Genomic DNA, 20890 nt, shown 5'->3' on the forward strand with positions numbered 1-20890 from the left:
GGTGAGCGCAAGGCCGGGTCAGAGCGGGTTAATGGGGCCTCGGTCGAGACCGGGCCGACTTCGTCAGCGGGTCAGGGCGCCGATGATGCGCAGGATGCTGGGGAGGTCGTCGCTGGCCGCTTCCGGTGACGACGGCGAGAAGCCGGCGATGGTGGCTCCGGCCAGCTCGAAGTTCGCCCGCAGGGCGGTGATCGCCGCGTTCAGCGCCTCGACGCTCAACCCGAACGGGTACAGGTCGGCCAGGCCGCCCAGCACGGACGGGTCCAGCACGTTCAGGTCCAGGTGCAGGTAGAACGCCGTTGCCCCGGTGGCGAGCACGGCGGCGACCAATGCATCGGGGGTGTCCAGGTCCCCGATCGGGAGGCTCACGATCCGGAGTTCCTGAATCAGGTCGGCTTCGGCCGGGTCGATGTCCCGGGCGCCGCCGATCACGACCCGCTCCAGCGGGATGCGGTCGTCGGCGCCGAGGGTCAGACCCTCGGCCCCCTCGCCGGTGATGGCCCGCAGCACCATGCCGGCGAACCCGCCGGAGGGCGAGGACTCCGGGGTGTGCAGGGCCGGGTGCGCGTCGAGCCAGACCAGGGCCAGGTGACCCGGATGCTCCCGCGCGGCGTGTTCGACGGCGGCGAGGGAGATCCCGTTGTCGCCGCCGATCGTCAGCACCGCGTCGGTGCTGCCGCGGAGCGTGGCCGCGAGGCGCTCCCGCACCGTGACCAGGGTGGAGAAGCGGTCGATGCCGGTGCCCTGCGAATCTCCGGCCTCGACCGGCACGGGAACCTCCCGGGTCGCCGACGAGGGAAGGTCGCCCCGGATCGCCTCCGCCCCGTCACTCAGGCGCATCGCGCGCGGAGAAACCGAACCCTGCCACTGCGGCACAACAACGAAGGTGGGAGCCATCTCCTCAGTATGCTCCAAGACCCTGATTCCGCGGGAGATTTCTGCGGGCACAGAGACGGGCGCCGGCGGGATGTTCCCGTCGGCACCCGGTTGCGCCCCGAGCGGAGGCCCGGAGCGTTGCTACTGCGTGATGGAGCTGGTTCCGCCGGCCTTCATGGCGGCGAGCCGGGCGTCGACCTCGGAGAGCTCGCCGAGGTCTTCGAGGCTTTCGAACTGGGCGTCCAGGCTCGATGCGGCCAGCTCGTTGGCACCGCGCACGCGGGCTTCCTCGCGGCGGATCTTGTCTTCGAAACGGCTGACCTCGCTGGTGGGATCCATGATGTCGATGCTCTTGACGGCATCCATCACCTTGGTCTGCGCCTCGGCGGTCTTCGAGCGGGCGATCAGTTCGTTGCGCTTGGAGGAGAGCTGGTTCAGCTTCTCCTTCATCTTGTTCAGGCCGTCCTTGAGCTGGGCGACGACGGCGGTCTGCGAGGCGATCTGCGGCTCGGCCTGCTTCGCTTCCTTCTCGGACTGCATCTGGCGTCCGAGGGCCACCTTGGCGAGGTTGTCGAAGCGGTCCGCGTCGGCCGCGTTGCCGGCCGAACGCAGTTCATCCGCTTTGCGGCTGGCTGCCAGGGCCTTGCTGCCCCACTCGCTCGCCGCCTCGACGTCTTCGCGGTAATCGTCCTCGAGCAGGCGCAGATTGCCGATCGTCTCTGCGATGGCGCTCTCCGCGTCGGCGATGCTGTTGGTGTAGTCGCGCACCATCTGGTCGAGCATGCGCTTCGGGTCCTCCGCGGAGTCCAGAAGCGCGTTGATGTTCGCCTTGGCCAGCTGGGAGATGCGGCCGAAGATTGACTGTTTCGTCATTGCGGTGTCCTTTCGAATGTCCGGATGAACGGATGTTTCCATTGTGTCGGGAAGTGGTGTGAAACGGATGTGCCCGGCGCCTAGAACCTGCCCCCGCCGCCGCGGCGTGACCGGGCGCCCGCGCCGCCGAAACCGCCGGGGATGCCGAAGCCGCCGCCCCCGCCTCGGCGACCGCCCCCGCCCCCGCCGCCGAACATGCCGCCGCTCCGGCCGCCTCCGCCGCCGGACAGGATCGAGCTGATCAGGATGCCGCCGAGGATGGCGCCCATCGTGCCGTTGTCGCCGCCTCCGCCTCCGTAGCCGGCACCGCGGGCGCCCTGGCCGGCGAACCCGTCCACATCGTTTCGGGCGCGGGCGATGGCGTCCGCGGCGAGGGCGTTGGCGCGCTGGGAGGCCGCGAGGGCTGCGGGAGGGTCGGTGGCCGCCGTGGATTCGGCTTCGACCAGGAGCCGTCCCGCCTCGGCCAGCCGGGTCCGGGCCTCCGCGCCGACGGCCCCGCGGCGGGCGGTGATGAAGTCCTCCGCGGCCGACACCCGGCCGCGCGCCGCCAGCAGGTTCTGGTTCAGGGCGGCCTGGGCGCGCTGGGCCTGGGCGACGGCGTCCCGCACGCCCTGCAGCGCGGCATCCATCTGGGTGTTGGCGGCGTCGAGCAGGCGCATCAGTTCCAGCGGATTGACGTGGCCGGCGCCGAGCCGGGTTGTGACCTCGGCCAGCGTCTGCTCGGCCTGCTCGATCGCTCCGGGCAGCGCGGCCGACGCGGGGGTGTCGGTCGGCAGGCCGCGCGCCGTGATGATGTCGGACTGCAGCTCGGCGACCGTGCCGGCGACGCTCTGGTCGGCCGCCTGCAGGTCGGCACCCAGCCGGTCCACCGCGTCGAGCAGCAACGTCGCCTGGTCGACGGATTCCTCGGCGGCACGGATGCCGACGGCGGCGGCGGCCGTGTCGCCGCCGGCCAGCCGCGTTCCGCCCTCGGTCAGCGCGGTCGAGGTGAACGCCAGCCGCTCCCGGGCCTCGCGGGCGTTGTCGGCGACCGTGCCCAGCACTTCCTCGGAGTAGCGGGCCCCGAGCGCAGCGAGGGCGGCCTCGGCGGACGCCACTCGGTCGGAGACGGCGGCGGCCTTCCGGGCGACGGATGCCGCCATCTCCGGCGCGTTCTTCTCCAGCTGGCGCAGCTCGTCGAAGCTGTCGGCCTGCGCGTCCAGGGCGGCGTTGGCCTGGCCGCAGAGGTCGATGATCGCGCCGTACCAGGCCCGCTTCTGCTCCTCGGAGTCGGGGATGGCGTCGTCGAGCTGCTGCTGCAGTTCGAAGGCCTGGGTGAGCTGGGCCTTCGCCGTGACCAGGGTGGCCTGGAAGGCATCCGTGGCGGCGGCGCCGTACTGGGCGATCGCGAAGCCGAGTTCCTGCTCACTGGAACGGATCGCGTCGTCGGTCTGCACCAGGGTGCTCGCGGCGCGCCGTTTGAGTTCGGGGGTCGGCAGCGCCGGGAGCCCGGTCGCCGGAGCGCCCCCGGCGGACAGGGCGCCCTTGCGGCGGCCGCGGAGGACGAAGTACAGCACCAGGCCCACGATCAGGAGCACGATCACGGCGATGACCACGAACGCCAGGACGAGGAAGCCGCCGCCCCCGCCGGCCCCGCTGCCGCCGGGGGCGCTACCCGGCGTGATCGCGGGCGCGGTGACCGGTTGGCCCTGCAGGCTGGCGGCGAGGCCGTCGGCGGCCCCGATGGCGGCTCCCGCCCAGTCGTTCTCGCGCAGGGCCGGTTCGATGGCGACGGTCTCGACCTCGGTCAGCTGGGCATCCGTCAGGGCGAAGTCGGGTGCGACCGACAGCTGGTACTCCCGGTCGCCGGTGGCGACGGCCAGCAGCACGTCGTTCGTGCCCAGCCCGTTGTTGTCGGCGGTCTTGTCGGCCCACTGCGTGCGGTCTGAGACGCCGGTGAAACTGTCGACGTAGACCACGAAGAGGTCGGTTCCGGTGTCGGCATACAGCTTGTCCAGGGCCGCGGTGACCTCGTCGCTGCGTTCGGTGACGGCACCCGCCGGGTCGGCGATGTGGCTGGCCCCGAACGTGACCGGGTCCTCGGCCCACGCGACCGTGGGAGGGGCGCAGACGCAGGCCGCTGCCACGACTACCGGGATCAGCCACCGTGACCGCATGGGCCCACTTCCTCACACAGTATCGATGCTCAGGGGTTCCTTTTTCGAGCATAGAGCGGTGTGCGGGGCGAGTCCACCGTGCGCGGCGCGCTGCGGGTGCGCGGCCGGTGCGCGGTTGCGCGGGCTGCGTTGCGCCCGGTCTGTTGCGCCCTGTTACGGCTCCGCGGGGCCCGCGGGCGGGTTCCCTGCAGACTGGTGCGACACCCCACCCCCGGAACCGGCAGCGGAAGGCGACCATGACCTCAGCATTCAGCTCGCCGCCCTACCCCGCCTCCGCTCCCGCCTCCGCGCCGCGGCTGGCCGTCGTCGAAGTCACCCGTCACCGGCCCGACCTGCCCGAGTACCACGCCAAGGTGCAGGTGCTGATCGGGAACGCCGTGACCGCCGGGGAGCGCGGCGGCTGGCAGGTCACCCGGGTGGCCGCGGCCGACCTGACCACCCCCGAGCTGCTCACGGCGACGGATGCCTGCGACGCCATCCTGATCATGGGCGGTGAAGACATCGCGCCCCGGTTCTACGGCGGCTACACCGGGTACGAGGGCGAAACCCGCCACTACGAGACGGCGGATGCCGGCCAGATCGCCCTCGTGCGGCGGGCCCTGGACCGCGGCACCCCGCTGCTCGGCATCTGCCGGGGCCTGCAGATCATCAACGTGGCCCTCGGCGGCACGATCGTGCAGCACATCGAGGACGGCATCCACCGCAACGTGGGAGTGCCCATCGACCGGATCCTGAGCGAGCACCCGGTTCGGCTGATCGCCGGCAGCACACTACAGGGCAGCCTCCGCGCCACCCGGATCTCGGTGCAGAGCGCGCACCACCAGTGCGTGGGCCGGCTCGGCGAGGGCCTGTCGCCGGCCGGCGTGGCCCCGGACGGTCTGGTCGAGGCCATCGAGCACGCCTCCGCCCCGATCACGGGCGTGCAGTGGCACCCCGAGGCCCCGGATTCCCCCGCCGAGCAGCTGCCGCTGCTACTGGCCGCCCTGCAGACCCAGCTGGCCCCGGCCCGCGTCGCCGAGCAGCTCGCCGCCTGAGCCCCCTCGCCGCGCACGCCACCCCGCACCCCAAGCCCCGCCCCTAACGAATTCGACGGAGATTTTGCCCCAATCGGGCCCGAACACCCCTGAAAACGCCCTTTTTCGGCAAAATCTCCGTCGAATTGGTTCGGCGCCCACCCGGCGGGCGGACCGGTGCCGGAACGGGCGCACCGGATGCCGCGCCTCGGCATGCGACGCGTCATCCGCCGGCGACGGCACCGGGTAGAGTTCAGGCACTTCCGAAAGGACCGGTCCCATCATCGAACCGAATGCCGTGCCCAGCGGCCGCACCCGCGCATGAGCGACCAGGAAGCCCTCACCCGGCAGACCATCAACCTGCTGCGCGACCTCATCCGCAACGCCTGCGTCAACGACGGCAGCCCCGATTCGGGCGGCGAGATCCGCAGCGTGCGCACGCTGGAAGGGTTCTTCGCCGGGTCCGGGCTCGACCTCGAGGTCGTCGAACCGCACCCGGGACGCGCGTCCCTGATCGCCCGCATCCCCGGCACCGACCCCACGGCGCCCTCGCTCGCCCTGGTAGGCCACCTCGACGTGGTCCCGGTCAGCGACGGCGGCTGGACCCGCGACCCGTTCGCGGCCGAGATCGTCGACGGTGAAATCTGGGGGCGCGGCGCCCTCGACATGCTCTACCTGACCGCCAGCTACGCGGTCGTCACCCGCGCCATCGCGACGGGTTCGTTCCGCCCCCGCGGCGACCTCATCTTCGCGGCCGTCGCCGACGAGGAGGACGGCAGCCGGCTCGGGGTGGAATGGCTCACCGAGAACCGGCTCGACCTGATCGACGCCGACTACGTGCTGACCGAGTCCGGCGGCGCCATGGTCGGCCCCCGGCCGTTGATCTCCGCCGCGGTCGGCGAGAAGGGCATCGCCGGGCGACGCCTGGTCGTGCGCGGCACACCGGGTCACGGGTCGGCCCCGTGGGGCGCCCGAAACGCCGCCGTGATCGCAGCGGATGCCGTGCAACGGCTGGCCCGTTACCGCGCCCCGGTGCAGATCACCACCGACTGGCGGCACTACGTCGCGGCCCTGCACCTGGACGCACCGCTCGCCGAACGGCTGCTCGACCCCGCCCGGATCGATGACGCCCTGAACGAACTCGGCGTGCTGGCGGGCTTCGCCCACGCGTCGACGCACACCACCATCTCGCCCAACATCGTGCGGGCCGGCGTCAAGGACAACGTGATCCCGGCGCTCGCCACGATCACCCTCGACATCCGGGTGCTGCCCGACATCGCGGCCGCCGACGTCGACGCCTACCTGCGGGACGCCCTCGGCGACCTGGCCGACGACGTCACAATCGAGGGGGACGACTTCGCCGCCGCCACCCGGTCCCCGGTCGACACGCCGCTGTTCCACTCGCTCGGCAAGGCCGTGCGCCGCGCCTATCCCGACGCCGACCTGCTCCCGGTGCTCAGCGTCGGCGGCTCCGACGCCCGCTTCTACCGCCGGCGCGGCATCCCCGCCTACGGGTTCGCGCTGCTGAGTCGCCACTGGGACTACGGCACGTTCCGCCAGCTGTTCCACGGCAACGACGAGCGCATCGACATCGGTTCCATCGCTCTCACCGTCGCAGCCCTCGACACCGTCGTGCGCGACTTCCTCGACTGACCCGTGAATCGAACCATGCAGACCAGGCGGCGACGGATGCGCTCCCGCGCCAACTCCGGAGCCGTCTCCTACCTCGCCATCCCCGCGTTCCTGGCGATCTACCTGGTCGTCGGCCTGTACCGGCCGGTGCCGCTCTGGGTCGCCGGGCTCTACCTCGTCGTGAGCGTCGCCTGCTTCGTCTTCTACGCGGTGGACAAGTCCGCCGCACAGAACGGCCGCTGGCGGGTCTCGGAGAGCACTCTGCTCCTGCTGGGGCTGGCCGGCGGCTGGCCCGGCGCGATCGTCGCTCAGCAGACGCTGCGCCACAAGACCCAGAAGGCCAGTTTCCGCTCCGCATTCTGGGGGAGCGTGATCGTCAACGCGGTGGTCTTCGTGGCCTGCTTCTCGCCGCTGCTCTACGGGGTGCTCGCCGGCTGACAGGCTCGCTCAGTACCCCGGCTCGCTTGCGAGCCCCGCCGAGTTCGACACTTGCGGTCGAGTTCGACCGGCGTGCGAGGCGAACTCGACCGGAACGGGCGAACTCGGCGCGCGCCGGGGAGCGCGGGGCCGGTTTCAGCGCGCCAACGCGAACAGCACGAATCCGATCAGCGGCAGCGTGCCCTGGATGAGCGCCGCCCGTAGGTAGCCGGGTCCGGTCGTGGTGAGCACGGTGGCCGCGAGCACCATCGCGCCGGTCGTGAAGAGGATCAGGGCTGCGCCGGCGGCAGTCTCGCCGCTGAAGTACAGGACCAGGCCGATGGCCGCACCCACGCCGAGGAACAGATTGTAGAAGCCCTGGTTGTAGGCCAGGGAACGGGTGGTGTCGGCATCCGCCTGGCTGGTCAAGTTGAAGCGTTTCCAGGTGGCCGGTCTGGTCCACCAGACGCTCTCCATCAGGAAGATGTAGCCGTGCAGGATGGCGGCGAGGGCGACGAAGACGCCGGCAAGGATGCTCATCCGAGCAGCCTAAGGGGACGAGGCCGCCGCCGGTCCAGAAGCGCCGTAACCACTTGACACCTTTTCCCCGCGTGCAACCCTGCTAGATGTCTCAGTCTTGGCGCCGCGCCTGGTCTCGAGCGACCTGGAGGATGTCATGGGAATTGTGGAATACGAGCCCGGAACGCCGTTCCCCGGCGTGATCGGCCGAACGACCGACGAGTCGAGTCCGGCCTGGCCGGCGCCCATCCGGGCGAAGAAAGATGCCCCGAACGTGCTGACCATCGTGCTGGACGACACCGGCTATGGCCAGCTCGGCTGCTACGGCGGCCCGATCGCCACACCGAACTTCGACGCCCTCGCGGCATCCGGGGTGCGGTACAACAACATGCACACGACGGCGCTGTGCTCGCCGAGCCGTTCGTGCATCGTCACCGGGCGCAACCACCACAGCAACGGCATGGCCGCGATCACCGAGCTCGCCTCGGGGTACCCCGGCTACGACGGGGTCATCCCGTTCGAGAACGGATTCCTCTCCGAAATGCTGCTCGAGCAGGGCTACAACACCTTCATGGTGGGCAAATGGCACCTGACGCCGAGCAACCAGGAGACCGCCGCCGGTCCGTACACCCGGTGGCCGCTTGCCCGGGGGTTCGAACGTTTCTACGGCTTCCTGGGCGGCGATACCAGTCAGTGGTACCCAGACCTGGTCTACGACAACCACCAGGTCGACCCGCCGAAGACCCCGGAGGACATGGTCCCCACCCTGCTCGACCTGCTCGAGGTCAAGCCCCCGGCCACCAGCAGGGGCGTCACCCAGTCGCCCCTGCAGGGGGTGAGTTTCGTCGACACGCTCAACGACCAGTCGGCGCCCACCCGGCACCACACCCAGTACTTCGAGATGCTCGGCCACCGGGCGATCTACCATGACGGATGGCGCGCCGTCTGCCCCTGGCCTGGCCCGTCGTTCGCGGAGGCCGGGATGCCCTTCGGTGAGCCCATCACCGCGGAGAAGCTGTCCGAGCTCGACGCGACCGGCTGGGAGGTCTACCGGGTGGCGAGCGTCCCGGCGGAGCCAGGTTCGCGGCGCACCCTGTGGACGCCGGCGCAGCATAGAACGTGCGCCGGCGCCCATAAGGTGCGCCGTGACACCGCCGCGAGCAAAAGCCCGCGCGTCCGGCACAGCGGAGTGGCGCACACTGGATGGATGACAGAAATCGGGTTCGACGGTGATGGGCTGGCCTGTCCCGCCTGCGGCGTCGAGATGACGGAGGACGGCGTGGACACCGCCGAGGGGCTCGAGTCCTGTCATCGCTGTCCGCGATGCCGCCTGGTGGTCGTCGTGCCCGGCCTCTGGTCGACCTGAGCCAAATCTCCGCCGAGCCGTGACTTTCGCCCCCTTCTCTTAAGCTTTAAGGAGATCTGCTCACGGCTCGGCGGACCCGACAGGGGTGCTGCGGCCCAACGGCGTGCGTGAACGAACACGCCCACTCAGGCCGATTCCGCCTGGATCACGCCTCACGCGAGTAGCCTGTTGCATTCATCATTGCGCGGAGCAATGGCCGTTCGCGAAGTTCGAAGTTACGGAGCAACCCATGACCGCCGAATCAGTCTGGATACCACCCAACGCGCTCGCTCACTTGACGGAGGAACTCGCGCGCCTGGCCACCCACCCCAATCCCGACCGCGCCACCCTCGAGCGGGTGCGCGAACTGCGCAAGACCCTCAGTCAGGCAGAAGCCTCGATCAAACCGGATGACGGCCTGGTGGAACCCGGGATGAGGATCACGGCGATGATCTCCGGGGACACCCGCGCCACGGTCTTTCTTCTCGGCCAACGGGAACTCGTTGCACTCGACCCTAACGTGGGAGTCGATGTCTACTCCCCGTCGTCCCCGGTCGGCCAGGCCATCATCGGAAGCCGGGTCGGCGACATCGTCACCTACGACACCCCGGCCAGAGCCGGCATTCAGATCGAGATTCTGGCGGCCGCTCCCTACAAAGGATAGTCGGAGAGAAAATCCACAGGCGCGGGCGGCCGTTCCTGACCGAGCCGGCCACATTCATCCGTGGGCTTGAGTCTGAAGCGCCTGTCGCGGAACCACCGCCGGTCTAGACAGCAAAAGGTGGGCAGAGAATTCTCTGCCCACCTTTTGACTGGGGGTGTCCTACTGAGTTGTCTTACTTGGCAGCGACCGTGATGAGCGGGGCTCCGGCCGTCACCTGACCAGAGGATACCTCGTCGATCGAGCCGAACTTGCGGGGGTTCGTCACCAGGACCGGGGTCACCAGCGAGTAGCCGGCATCCTCGATCACCTTGCGGTCGAAGGTCACCAGCGGAGTGCCCGCCTCAACCCGGTCCCCCGCGGCTACCTTCACGTCGAATCCCTTGCCGGCCAAGTTCACGGTGTCGATGCCCACGTGAATGAGCAGTTCCACACCGCTGTCGAGCAGCAGGCCGAAAGCGTGACCGGTCGGCTGAGCGACGACGACCTTGCCCGCAGCGGGTGCATAGACGGTGTCCTCGGTCGGATCCACTCCGACTCCGATTCCGACGATGCCCTTGCTGAACACGGGGTCGGGAACGTCGGCGAGCGGAACCACGATACCGGCGACCGGTGAACCGATCGTTGCCAGCAGGGTGGCGACTGCGGTCGCCGTGCCGGTGCCACCGGCAACAACCGGTGCTGCAGCGTTCGAGGCAAATGCCGCGTCTTCATTCGACTCAGCGGCCAGGGCGATCGCAGCGGAAGCTTCCGCCTTCTGCTCGGGAGTCTTGTAGCCGGAGATGATCACGAGGACCATCGCGGTGATGAAGGATGCAGCGACGGCACCCGCATAGAGCGGGATGTTGTCGAACGCGGGGATGGTCAACAGCGAGGTGAAGACGAATGCGCTTGTCTTCACGCCACCGCCGAGGCCGATGATGACGCCACCGACGAGGCAACCGACGAGCATGCGCGGGTAGATGCGCTTGAACCGCAGGTGGATTCCGTAGAGCGACGGTTCAGAGATGCCACCGAGGAGGCCGGCCGCGAGCGCGCCCGTTGCCGTCTGCTTCATCAGGCGGTCCTTTTCACGGATGGCGAGGAACAGCACGCCGGCAGTTGCGCCGAAGCACGCGAAGTTCCATGCACCCATGGGGCCCTGGATGAAGTCATAGCCGAGGGACTGGATGTTGAGAAGCATGATCGCGTTCAGGGGCCAGTGCAGGCCGAGCGGAACCATGAACGGGTAGGCCAGCGGAATGACAACCGCGAAGATGAACGGCGAGAAATCGTTGATCGACTTGAGGAAGTTACCGAGACCGGCACCGCCGTAGACGCCCATCGGGCCGATCAGGAAGGCGGTCAGCGGGATCATGATCAGCATGCTGAGGAACGGCACGAAGATCAGCTGCACGCTGGACGGAATGATCTTCTTGAGACCCTTCGTCAGTAGACCGAGCACAGCGGCCATCATCAGCGGCGGGAAAACCTGCGAGCTGTAGTCTGTGACGGTCAGCGGCAGTCCGAAGATCTGAACGACGGATGCGTGGCCGCCGAAGACGGATTCTGCACCTGCCGTCTGTCCCAGAGCGGCGAAGCCCGGCAGCATGACGACGGCCATGATTCCGAATCCGACCCAGGGGTCGGCGCCGAGCCGCTTGGAAGCGTTGTAGGCAACCATGAGCGGCAGGAAGACGAAAACGCCCTGCCACATCAGGTTGATGAACTGCCAGGACGGGTCGAGGGTCACGCCCGGGGCGTTCCAGGCCGGAATGACGCCGAGGGTTGCCATCAAGGCCATGAACGTGATGAACAGGGATGCGCCCAGCAGCGCGCCCAGGATCGGGCGGAAGGAGTCGGACAGGATCTCGAAGAAGGTGTCGAGCGCGGCGAATTTTCCGCGGGGGCCCTTCGCGCGCTCCGCGGCCTTCACATCGGCAATGCTGTCGCCCGTGCCGTGATTCTTCATCTCGGGAAGCGCCATAATGTCGTTGTAAACGGTCTCGACTGCTCCGCCGATGACAACCTGGTAGCGGTTGCCCGTCTGCGGAACCGCACCCAAGACCAGGGGTATCGCCTCAACGGCCGCTTGATCGATCCCCGATGCGTCCTTCAGCGTGAAACGCAGTCGGGTGGCACAGTGGGTGAAGCCGACGATGTTGTCGGCCCCTCCAATACTATTAATTATGTCTGCAGCGGGTTTCGATGCCACCTGGGGCTCCTTAGGGTGTTGAAGCGAGAGATGTGATTCCCGCATGGTGCAGCTCTGCACGACGGTTCTGGCGAGCAGAGCAGATCGTGTCGAGTAACACGTATCATTAGCAATGGTAACGGTTTATTCGCCTACCTGAGAATTTCCCTTGTCAAGGCCTTGTCGATTGGAAGTCGTGAGCGCGGGTCTCGGCCAGAGACACGGACGAGCTCCGGGTCGCAGAAAACGCGTGCGATCAGGACGGCATGACACCATAACTGGATGACTACCGGGATAGACCCAGGGCTGGTGCCGGAACTTTTGGTGCGGAACATTAAAGCCAGCATCGGATTCTGGTGTGCGCTCTGTGGCTTCGAGATTAGGTACGACCGCCCGGACGAAAGCTTCGCGTACATCACCCTGGGAATGGCCCACCTGATGCTCGAACAGGCCGACGTCGGGAGAAGCTGGATCACGGGGCCGCTCCAGGTCCCTTACGGACGGGGCGTCAACTTTCAGGTGGCCGTGCCCGACGTCGAGCCGATCCTGGCGGCATTGCGCGAAGCCGACGTCTCGCTGTTCATGCAGCCCGAGACCAAGTGGTACCGCATGGCCGACCAGGAAGCCGGTGTGCGTCAGTTCCTCGTCACCGATCCCGACGGATACCTGATTCGGTTCCAAAGTTCAATCGGCCGGCGCGGCCGCACTGACGGAGGACTAGCTTGAACGCGTGTCCCCTTCCGCGATCGACGCACCGCTCACGCTGCCGGCGTGGAGCGCCTTCTGGAGAGCTATCGAGCGGTGCCGCCGACGGCGTCCGTTCGACTCGCCAAGCCCACCTCGAACCTGTTCCGGTCACGCACGAAGCCGAACGCCAGGGGCCTCGATACCTCGGGTTTGACGGAAGTGATCGCGGTGGACCCGGATGCGCGCACGGCCGACGTGAGCGGCATGTGCACCTACGAGAGTCTCGTCACTGCGACTCTGATTCACGGGCTGGCGCCGCTGGTCGTGCCGCAGCTGAAGACGATCACCCTCGGCGGCGCGGTCACCGGCCTCGGTATCGAGTCGACCTCGTTCCGCAACGGCCTGCCGCACGAGTCCGTGCTGGAAATGGACATCCTCACCGGTGCGGGTGAAGAGGTCACCGCCTCGCCCGACGAGCACGCAGACCTTTTCCGCGCCTTCCCGAACTCTTATGGCACCCTCGGCTACGCGGTGCGCTTTCGAATCGAGCTGGAGCCGGTGGCGCCGTTCGTCGAGCTCCGGCATCTGCGGTTCCACGCGCTCGCTGACCTGGTCGCGGCGACGGATGCCATCATCGCAACCGGTGTGCTGGACGGAGCTCGCGTGGACTACCTCGACGGAGTGGTGTTCAGCGCCGAAGAGAGCTGCCTCTGTGTGGGCACGCAGACCGCGGCGCCCGGGCCGGTGAGCGACTACACCGGCCAACAGATCTACTACCTCTCCATCCAACACGATTTCGGCATCAGGCACGACCGGCTCACGATCCACGACTATCTGTGGCGGTGGGACACGGACTGGTTCTGGTGTTCGGAGGCGTTCGGCGCCCAGCGGCCACGCATCCGAGCGCTCTGGCCGCGCACGCTTCGGAGCAGCGGTTTCTACTCGAAACTGATGCGCTACGAACAACGATTCCACATCGGTGATCGCATCGAGCGCCTCCACGACCGCCCGCCCCGTGAACGCGTCGTGCAGGACGTCGAGGTGCCGATCGAGCGATGTGCAGACTTCCTCGGCTGGTTTCTCGACACCGTGCCGATCCAGCCGATCTGGTTGTGCCCTCTGCGGTTACGCGGCCACAGCGGCTGGCCGCTCTACCCGATCCGGCCACAGGAGACCTACGTCAACGTCGGCTTCTGGTCCACGGTGCCGAGAAACCAGACGAGGAAACTCACCCTCTCCGAGATCCTGGAGATCCTCACCGGCGGGCAGCTTCCACTCCGATTCACCGCCTACGACGGGAGTTCGGCGGGCCCGCCCGACGCCCCGCTCGGACTGGAGCTGAGAACGCCGCGGGGTACTTACTATCTGGCAACCGGCCGCGGAGACCTGGGCCTGGCCCGCGCGTACATCGCCGGGGACCTCGAGGTCCACGGGGTGCACCCCGGCGACCCCTACGAACTCCTCAGGGCCCTCGCCGGCGACCTCGTCTTCAAGCTGCCGCCGCCGCGAGTGATGGCCACCATCATCCGTTCCATCGGTCTGGAGAACCTGCGCCCGATCGCGCCGCCCGCCCAGGAAGGGCCGCCGCGCTGGCGCCGCGTCGCCGGGGGGACTGCGGCACAGCAAGACCCGGGATGCCGAGGCCATCCACCACCATTACGACGTGTCGAATACCTTCTATGAGTGGGTGCTCGGGCCGTCGATGACCTACACCTGCGCGTGCTACCCGCGCCCGGACGCATCGCTGGAGGAGGCGCAGGAGAACAAGTGCCGGCTGGTTGTCGAGAAGCTGCGGCTGAAGCCCGGTGATCGGCTGCTCGACGTCGGGTGCGGCTGGGGCGGCATGGTGCGCTATGCCGCTCGCCGAGGCGTCGAGGCCACCGGCGTGACGCTGTCGGAACAGCAGACCGCCTGGGTGCAGCGGGCCATCGCCGCAGAGGGCCTGACAGGTCTGGCCGAGGTCCGGTTCGGCGACTACCGAGACATTCAAGAGACCGGTTTCGACGCCGTGTCGTCGATCGGGCTGCTCGAGCACATCGGTGTGCGCAACTATCCGTCGTACTTCGATTTTTTGCAGTCACGGATGCGTCCCGGCGGCCTGTTGCTCAACCACTGCATCACCCGGCCGGACAACCGATCCGAAGCGTCCCCTCGCGGGTTCATCGACCGCTACGTGTTCCCGGATGGCGAGCTCACCGGCTCGGGCCAGATCATCAGCGCCGCGCAGGATGTCGGGCTGGAGGTGATGCACGAGGAGAACCTGCGCACCCATTACGCGATGACACTACGCGACTGGTGCACCAATCTGGTCGAGCACTGGGATGAGGCGGTCGCCGAGGTGGGGCTGCACACGGCGAAGGTGTGGGGCCTGTACATGGCTGGGTCGAGGCTCGCCTTCGAGACCGGTGGGATCCAGCTTCACCAGGTGCTGGCGGTCAAGCCGGATGCCGGTGGCGGCGTCGACCTGTTGTCCGTCACGTTGAATGACGATGAGGCTTCATCCAGTTTGACGATGAGTTTTGGGGGTGTGGTCGGCACGGTGACGTGGTGGTCGTCAGCGGTGACGGCGGGGATCGTCGTGGTCGTCACGATGACGGCGGTGTTCGGGCACGCGAGAGCGCCCCAGCGCTGGATCTCAGGTGCGCAAGGGTGGGGGCAGGAGCCGGCCTCGGGTGAACATGCCGATCAGCGTCCACACTGGCAGCGGGGAATCCCAACGCTGCTGGCAGGCCAGCGCCGCGCCGGCGAGGAGATTCAGTGCGTCCCCGAGCGGAGTCGGCCAGACCAGGTCGCGGTTCAGGATGTCAGGATCGGCACGGTACGCGTGCTGCACGCCCTGTTCCTGCAACCAGTCGGCGTGTGGTTCCCGCGCCCGCCGCAGCCAGCGGCGCACCGTGGAGACCGGGCGGTCCAGCTGGGCCGCGATCGTGCGGTGCCCGTCGCCGCGGGCCTTCGCAGCCAGGGCCGTGCCGATCACCTGGGCCGTGTCTGCCCGGCGCAGAACCAGTCCGGCGGGCAGCAGCACGTGCGTGGCCGCGCAGGAGAAGCAGCGGGCACGGCGGGGTCGCACCGTGACCGGTGCCTCGCCGAGGCTGCGCACCCTGCGGATGCGGCCATACCCGCGCGGGCGTAACGCCCCGGGACAACCGGGACAGCCCAGCTGCCCCGCGTCGAGCAGGGCCTCGGCCTGCTCCGGCGAGGCGACCACGATCATCGCGTCCGGCTCCATTCTGCTGCCACAAGGTCATGCCAGCAACTCTTGACTACCACACCCGGCCGGGGAAGGGGCCACCTCGTGTTGACGATGTGGCGGCCGCCGTCACCGCGCCGACCAGCCCGGCCAGGCTCAACGCGACGACCCCGGCCCGAGCCTTCCTCCGAGACCATCGCTGCTCGTCACGATGACGCCGCCGACGTCGACAACCCCATCGTCACCCACCGCGACGCACAACCCCGGCCTCATCGTCACCCACGGAGACGTACAACACGTCGACCTGCCGCTGCGGCCGTGGTGGACGCCCTAGTCCGCCAAGGGAGTCGCTCACGTCACCGGTTCGAAGACCTCCACGGCCGTCTCCGTCGGCCTACGACGGGCGTACCCGTCGAGGTCCTTGTCCAGCGACCGCCACCGGGCCCATAGCCGGTCCCGCTCCGCTCCCGTCGCGGCGTGGGCGACGACCTGCCGTTTCCCGTCGGCGAGCTGGACCCGAGCCTTCGGATGCGCCTGGAGGTTCAGCCACCATGCGGGATAAGTGGCTTACGCCCCGGCCGTTTGGAACCTCCACGGCGGGACCCTTGTCCCCTCGCCGAGCACTCGTCCTTGTGAGACCATGCAGATGGCCGCCCTTGAGGCAACCCTCGGGGCGACTCTTCGGGCGTCGCCGCCCGTGGTGCCCAACGAGAGGATCAGATCCCCGTGACCACGACATCAACCAGGCAGTACCGAGATACCAAAGTCGATGTGAAACTCGTGCTCTGCGCTCTGTGGATCGCGATACTGTTCGTGTTCGCCTACGTGGATATCTTCGGGTTTCTCCGCGCTGATGTTCTCAACGCTGCGCTGGATGGCAAGGTGGCGACCACGGGATTCGCGATCAACCAGGTATTCCTCATCTTCACCCTGATCTACATCCTGCTTCCGGCCCTGATGGTGGTCCTGTCACTCGTGCTCAAACCACGAGTCAACCGGACCGTCAACATCGTCGTTAGCGTCCTCTACATAATCACCATCATCGGTTCGACCATCGGCGAAACGTGGTTTTACTACTTCCTCGGTAGCTTCATCGAAGTGATACTCCTCGTCGCCATTGCCCTGACCGCCTGGAAGTGGCCGCCACCTGAGATCGCACCCCGACGCTAAGCCGCTTGACGCGGACTCTGGCACGCCCCAGATCGAGCCGGCCCCACTCGCGAAGCGCCTCATCGTGATTGTCGTTCCTCACGCCGTCGCACCAGTCGGTATGGTCGGGGCATGACTATCGAGCTGCTCGCCGTATCCGCCGACGACTGGCGGGCCTGGCGGTCGGTGCGGATCGCGGCGCTGACCGACGCGCCCGGCGCCTTTGGCTCACGCCTGCAAGACTGGGCAGACGCGCCGGATGGCCGCTGGCGTGAACGCCTGTCGATCCCGGGATCGATCAATCTCCTGGCCGTCGACGTCGACGGGAGCGCTCCTGTCGGCATGGCCACTGGTACCCCGGCCACGGACCGCGGCAGCCGCGCCGAGCTCATCTCAATGTGGGTCGACCCCGCCGTTCGCAGTCGTGGTGTCGCCACTGCGCTCATTACTGCGATCGCACGCTGGGCAGCGAGCACTGGCGCGGCGACGCTGGCCCTGTCCGTGAGGCCGAACAATGTCGAAGCCCGACGAGCCTACGAAAGAAACGGTTTTACCGTCTCCGACGAACTCGGCGATCTGCTCCCGGGTGGCCAGCGGGAGCTCGTCATGCTCCGCGATCTCAGCCCCGAGCGCACCGTGAGCGACTAACGGCAGCTGCCGAACACGATTCGAGGTATCCGGAGACTGGATCTGCACGGGTTCACGAGAGGGTTGCGTTCGATGATCTCGGTTCAGGCGGTAGAGGAGCACGGTGGACGGGCCGTGCGAGGATCAGAACGCTAATGAGGGCAGTAGCGGCAATTGGTACCGCCAGGAAGTAGCTCAGTTGCGGGAAAAGTGTGTTTCCCGCGAAGAAGGTGAGGCCCCCAACCAGAGCCGCCGGGATGGCGACCAGAATGCAGGCCCATAGCGGGACGTGCATCAAGCGCGCCCAGCCCGCACCGACGAATAGGCCGATCGAGCCGCCAAGAATCAGCAGGTTGCCCGTCCGAGCTTCCGCGAGTTCCTCCCCGGTGGGTTCGAAGTGGAGCGTCATGTGTGCACCGCGACCCAACAGCACAGTGCAGGAAACGACGAGGGCCGACCACGGAATGAGGATCCCTGCCCAGGCCATGACTGAGCCCGCGTACCAGCGTCTGACCTGGATGTCCATGCGTTCAGGGTATCGACGACAGAGATATCCGTGCGTGTAATTTGGGCCGCATATTTCGAACCTTCAGCGGGGACCCACTGTCGGCGGGGTGCTTGTGGAGCACTCGGGGAATTGCCATTACACGGGCGATGTGGGCCGGGGTTGGACGATCCGGACGATCCGGATAACTTCAGAGCGGAGGAAGTCTCATTTTATTCGTTCTGGGTGGGCAGGTTGCTAAGAAGGAGGCTCCTCGTGTTTATCCCCTTGTGGCGGTTCCGGCATTCCATGGCGCCGAGAGCCTGGGCGTTGACCGGGGGCGTCGGCCTCGTTATTCTGGCCGCGGTCATGCAGGTGGCGTTGCCCTGGCCCTTGAAAGTAGTCGTGGACAACGTCCTCCAATCCTCGGGCAAGCCCCCGGAGAACGCCCTGCTGCGGGTCTTCGGCGCCGAAGGGATGGACCGCCTGCAACTGCTGACCGTCGCACTCGCGGGGCTGCTGGTGTTCACCCTGATCTACGCCGGCGCCAGCTACCTCGGGTCACGGCTGTTGAATGGCGTCGGGGAGAGGATCACGGCCAGCATCCGGGTTGACGTGTTCGCCCACCTTCAGCGATTGTCGCTGTCTTTCCACGACAAACAACGCCTGGGCGACCTGGTCACTCGAACGACGACGGACGTTGACTACCTGCGCACCATGATCATCTCGATGATGGCGGTGCTCGTGCCCAACGTCCTGATTCTGGGTTTCATCGCGACCATCTGTCTGGTCGTGGACCCTGCCTTCGCACTGATTGCGCTTGCCGTCGCGCCACTCCTGTTCGCCACGGTGCTGGTCTATCGGCCGCGAGTGAAGTCAGCCTCACGGGCGGCACGAAGCAAGGACAGCGATATCGCGTCAGCAATGACGGAGACCTTCTCCTCGGTGCGGGCAATGCAGTCATCAACCAGCGAAGGGCGCCATGAGGCCGACTTCCGGGATCGGAATATCGCACGGATGAACGCGGGCCTGCGGCTGGTCAGACTCCAATCGGCGCTCTCACCACTGGTGGATGTCATCGTTGTCCTCGGAACAGTCCTCGTTCTCTGGGTGGGTGTGGGCCGGGTGCTGGACGGCACGATGACGCTGGGTTTGCTGCTGGTCTTCCTCGCCTATTTAAAGGCGCTCTACGATCCGATGAAGGAACTGGCCAAGCTGACCACGGTCATCAGCCGGGGTCAGGTGAGCGCAGAACGGCTGCTCGAGATCCTCAGCACGGCCCCGGCAATTGTGGACCGCCCCGGCGCCAGGCCGGCCCCGCGGCTGAAAGGCGCGGTCGAGCTCAGGGAGGTGAGCTTCGGCTACGCCGGTTCCGAGATTCTGCACGCGATCAACCTTCGGGTTGAGCCCGGCCAGATGGTCGCGATCGCCGGGCCGACCGGCGCGGGAAAGTCAACGGTTGTCAGTCTGATTCCGCGCCTGTACGACGTCACCCACGGGTCCGTTCTGCTGGATGGCATCGACGTCCGGGACCTGCAGCTCGCGACGGTTCGGAAGCAGATCTCCATGGTTCTGCAGGACTCGATCCTGTTTCGAGGCACCATCTACGACAACATCGCCTACGGCGCGGACCACCCCACTCGCGAGCAGGTGCTCGCTGCCGCGGAGGTTGCCAACGTCGACGAATTCGTCCGAACGCTGCCGCTGGGCTACGACACCCCCGTGGCCGAGCGGGGGGTGAGCCTGTCCGGCGGCCAGCGCCAGCGCATCGCGATCGCCCGTGCGCTGGTTCGCGACACACCTATCGTGATCCTTGATGAGCCGACGTCGGGCTTGGACGCGATCTCCGAACAATACGTCATGCGGGGCCTCGACCGGCTGATGATTGGCCGAAGCGTGATTGTGATCGCCCATCGGCTCTCCACTCTCCGTCGCGCGGACGTCATCCACGTTCTTGACCACGGTCGGATCGTCGAAACAGGCAGTCATCGTGAGCTGGTCGCCGCCAACGGCCTCTACAGTCGGCTCGACGGGATTCAGCACGCGCCTGACATCCCTCGGCTGGTGAAGCCGTTGCCGACCGCGGTTGGTATGACACCGTTGTCAACTGAATTTGGAACAGGACCATGAGCGGCTCAGGCACGATGGATCGAACGTGGACGAGGACCTCGGGCGCCCTTCCCTGGCGCATCGGCCCGGACGGCAATCTGGAGGTCCTCCTTGTGCACCGGCGCAGCCGCGACGACTGGTCGATCGCCAAAGGCAAAGCGGAACCCGGCGAGTCCGATCAGGACTGTGCTCTCCGCGAAGTGCGTGAGGAAACCGGATTCGACTGCCGGCCGGGTGCGGAACTGCCCAATATCGTCTACCTTGATCGACGGCGGCGAGTCAAGACTGTCCGTTTCTGGGCCGCCACAGTCCAGGCCGGTGTCTTCACGGTCAACGACGAGGTGGATGCCGCCCGCTGGCTCACCCTGCCGGTGGCCGTGCGCACGCTGACACAGGCGAGGGAACGATCCGTTGCCCTGGCCCTCGGCTTTATGCTGGCCGGGCATCTGGGCATCTCGCCCGTTCCAGCCAAGGAGCGGATGCTGCTGCTTGTGCGGGGTGCCGCGGCGATGCCGCGAGAAACGTGGAGCCTGGCCGAGGAGGACCGGCCCCTCGCGCCGGAGGGCAGGGCCATGGCGCTCTCGCTCCGGGCGCTTAGCGCGTTTTTTGAAATTGACCGGATTCTCTCCGCGCCCGCCGCGCGGTGCATCGAAACGGTTGAACCGCTTGCGCGCAGCGAAATTCTCCGAGTGGACGTCTCTCCCCATCTGTCCGACGGGCCGATCGACAGGGCAATGGAACTCATTGAGGACGCCCGCGGCACCGGCACCGTTCTCTGCACGCATGAGGAGGTCGTTTCGGGGATCCTCACCGAGCTGGCCAGGCAGGACCACACGAGGGTGGAACCGCACCCTGGCCGTCGGCGCGGCTCCGTGTGGGCTCTCATGGGCGACCACGCGCGCTACACGTCCGCGTACTACCTCCCGCTGCCGGAATTGAGCCGCATCGGTGGTGAACTGAAGGTTCTGCGGTGAAACTC

19 protein-coding genes and 1 pseudogene are annotated in these 20890 nt (G+C 67.4%); 12 read left to right on the forward strand and 8 right to left on the reverse strand.

Annotated features, from left to right (window positions below; translation table 11 throughout):
- Window positions 1-63 precede the first annotated feature (63 nt).
- The 3 genes from E3O49_RS14210 to E3O49_RS18875 form a co-directional block, all read right to left on the reverse strand.
- Window positions 64-897, reverse strand: coding sequence for an arginase family protein (locus E3O49_RS14210; protein WP_134434854.1), 834 nt, complete (start codon window positions 895-897; stop codon window positions 64-66).
- Window positions 898-1017: 120 nt separating this feature from the next.
- Window positions 1018-1749 (reverse strand): PspA/IM30 family protein, encoded by a 732-nt coding sequence (locus tag E3O49_RS14215; protein WP_134368155.1) that lies wholly within the window; start codon window positions 1747-1749, stop codon window positions 1018-1020.
- A gap of 80 nt (window positions 1750-1829) precedes the next feature.
- Window positions 1830-3905: a TPM domain-containing protein gene (locus E3O49_RS18875; RefSeq protein ID WP_134451805.1), complete on the reverse strand. Its 2076-nt coding sequence runs from the start codon at window positions 3903-3905 to the stop codon at window positions 1830-1832.
- Window positions 3906-4141: 236 nt separating this feature from the next.
- On the opposite strand from E3O49_RS18875, the gene E3O49_RS14225 reads away from it, so the two are divergent.
- The 3 genes from E3O49_RS14225 (at window position 4142) to E3O49_RS14235 (ending at window position 6988) form a co-directional block, all read left to right on the forward strand.
- Window positions 4142-4939, forward strand: a complete 798-nt coding sequence (locus E3O49_RS14225; protein WP_134368153.1) for a gamma-glutamyl-gamma-aminobutyrate hydrolase family protein — start codon at window positions 4142-4144, stop codon at window positions 4937-4939.
- A 300-nt stretch (window positions 4940-5239) separates the two neighbouring features.
- On the forward strand, window positions 5240-6571 hold the full coding sequence (locus tag E3O49_RS14230; RefSeq protein WP_134368152.1) for a M20/M25/M40 family metallo-hydrolase: 1332 nt from the start codon (window positions 5240-5242) through the stop codon (window positions 6569-6571).
- 15 nt (window positions 6572-6586) lie between these two features.
- A complete protein-coding gene (locus tag E3O49_RS14235) occupies window positions 6587-6988 on the forward strand; it encodes a DUF1294 domain-containing protein (RefSeq protein WP_134402609.1) in 402 nt (133 codons plus the stop codon).
- Between the two features lie 135 nt (window positions 6989-7123).
- Here E3O49_RS14235 and E3O49_RS14240 read toward each other — a convergent pair whose 3' ends face one another.
- A complete protein-coding gene (locus E3O49_RS14240) occupies window positions 7124-7507 on the reverse strand; it encodes a DUF1304 domain-containing protein (RefSeq protein ID WP_134368150.1) in 384 nt (127 codons plus the stop codon).
- A 136-nt stretch (window positions 7508-7643) separates the two neighbouring features.
- Here E3O49_RS14240 and E3O49_RS14245 point away from each other — a divergent pair, with 136 nt between their 5' ends.
- Both E3O49_RS14245 and E3O49_RS14250 read left to right on the forward strand, forming a co-directional pair.
- Entirely contained in the window at window positions 7644-8852 is a 1209-nt protein-coding gene (locus E3O49_RS14245; protein WP_134368149.1) for a sulfatase-like hydrolase/transferase, read from the forward strand.
- A gap of 229 nt (window positions 8853-9081) precedes the next feature.
- On the forward strand, window positions 9082-9495 hold the full coding sequence (locus E3O49_RS14250; protein WP_134368148.1) for a GreA/GreB family elongation factor: 414 nt from the start codon (window positions 9082-9084) through the stop codon (window positions 9493-9495).
- 172 nt (window positions 9496-9667) lie between these two features.
- Here the strand turns inward: E3O49_RS14250 and E3O49_RS14255 are convergent, their stop codons facing one another.
- On the reverse strand, window positions 9668-11686 hold the full coding sequence (locus E3O49_RS14255; RefSeq protein ID WP_198416058.1) for a glucose PTS transporter subunit IIA: 2019 nt from the start codon (window positions 11684-11686) through the stop codon (window positions 9668-9670).
- Window positions 11687-11947: 261 nt separating this feature from the next.
- Here E3O49_RS14255 and E3O49_RS14260 point away from each other — a divergent pair, with 261 nt between their 5' ends.
- From E3O49_RS14260 to E3O49_RS19055, 3 genes and pseudogenes are all read left to right on the forward strand, one after another.
- Entirely contained in the window at window positions 11948-12391 is a 444-nt protein-coding gene (locus E3O49_RS14260) for a bleomycin resistance protein (protein ID WP_134404209.1), read from the forward strand.
- A 45-nt stretch (window positions 12392-12436) separates the two neighbouring features.
- Window positions 12437-14035, forward strand: coding sequence for an FAD-binding oxidoreductase (locus E3O49_RS16715; protein ID WP_241978719.1), 1599 nt, complete (start codon window positions 12437-12439; stop codon window positions 14033-14035).
- A pseudogene (locus tag E3O49_RS19055) lies at window positions 14016-14720 on the forward strand (class I SAM-dependent methyltransferase); the annotation flags it as partial. The gene E3O49_RS16715 and the pseudogene E3O49_RS19055, both read left to right, overlap by 20 nt.
- Window positions 14721-14987: 267 nt before the next feature.
- Here the strand turns inward: E3O49_RS19055 and E3O49_RS19060 are convergent.
- Window positions 14988-15581: a DUF6431 domain-containing protein gene (locus tag E3O49_RS19060; protein WP_198417496.1), complete on the reverse strand. Its 594-nt coding sequence runs from the start codon at window positions 15579-15581 to the stop codon at window positions 14988-14990.
- A gap of 312 nt (window positions 15582-15893) precedes the next feature.
- Entirely contained in the window at window positions 15894-16088 is a 195-nt protein-coding gene (locus E3O49_RS14275; protein WP_134368187.1) for a nitroreductase/quinone reductase family protein, read from the reverse strand.
- Window positions 16089-16268: 180 nt separating this feature from the next.
- Here E3O49_RS14275 and E3O49_RS14280 point away from each other — a divergent pair, with 180 nt between their 5' ends.
- Together E3O49_RS14280 and E3O49_RS14285 are read left to right on the forward strand one after the other, a co-directional pair.
- On the forward strand, window positions 16269-16712 hold the full coding sequence (locus tag E3O49_RS14280; protein WP_241975851.1) for a DUF6326 family protein: 444 nt from the start codon (window positions 16269-16271) through the stop codon (window positions 16710-16712).
- Between the two features lie 111 nt (window positions 16713-16823).
- Window positions 16824-17339: a GNAT family N-acetyltransferase gene (locus E3O49_RS14285; protein ID WP_134368144.1), complete on the forward strand. Its 516-nt coding sequence runs from the start codon at window positions 16824-16826 to the stop codon at window positions 17337-17339.
- A gap of 52 nt (window positions 17340-17391) precedes the next feature.
- Here E3O49_RS14285 and E3O49_RS14290 read toward each other — a convergent pair whose 3' ends face one another.
- Window positions 17392-17844: a hypothetical protein gene (locus E3O49_RS14290; protein ID WP_134368143.1), complete on the reverse strand. Its 453-nt coding sequence runs from the start codon at window positions 17842-17844 to the stop codon at window positions 17392-17394.
- A gap of 234 nt (window positions 17845-18078) precedes the next feature.
- On the opposite strand from E3O49_RS14290, the gene E3O49_RS14295 reads away from it, so the two are divergent.
- Together E3O49_RS14295 and E3O49_RS14300 are read left to right on the forward strand one after the other, a co-directional pair.
- Window positions 18079-19932 carry an ABC transporter ATP-binding protein gene (locus E3O49_RS14295; protein ID WP_134368142.1) on the forward strand — a complete coding sequence of 618 codons (1854 nt, stop codon included), beginning with the start codon at window positions 18079-18081 and terminating at the stop codon, window positions 19930-19932.
- Window positions 19929-20885, forward strand: a complete 957-nt coding sequence (locus E3O49_RS14300) for an NUDIX hydrolase (protein WP_134368141.1) — start codon at window positions 19929-19931, stop codon at window positions 20883-20885. Before E3O49_RS14295 ends, E3O49_RS14300 begins: the two co-directional genes overlap by 4 nt.
- The last annotated feature ends 5 nt before the right edge of the window (window positions 20886-20890 follow it).

It is taken from the genome of Cryobacterium shii (genome assembly GCF_004402595.1).
GTDB classification, from domain to species: Bacteria; Actinomycetota; Actinomycetes; order Actinomycetales; family Microbacteriaceae; genus Cryobacterium; species Cryobacterium shii.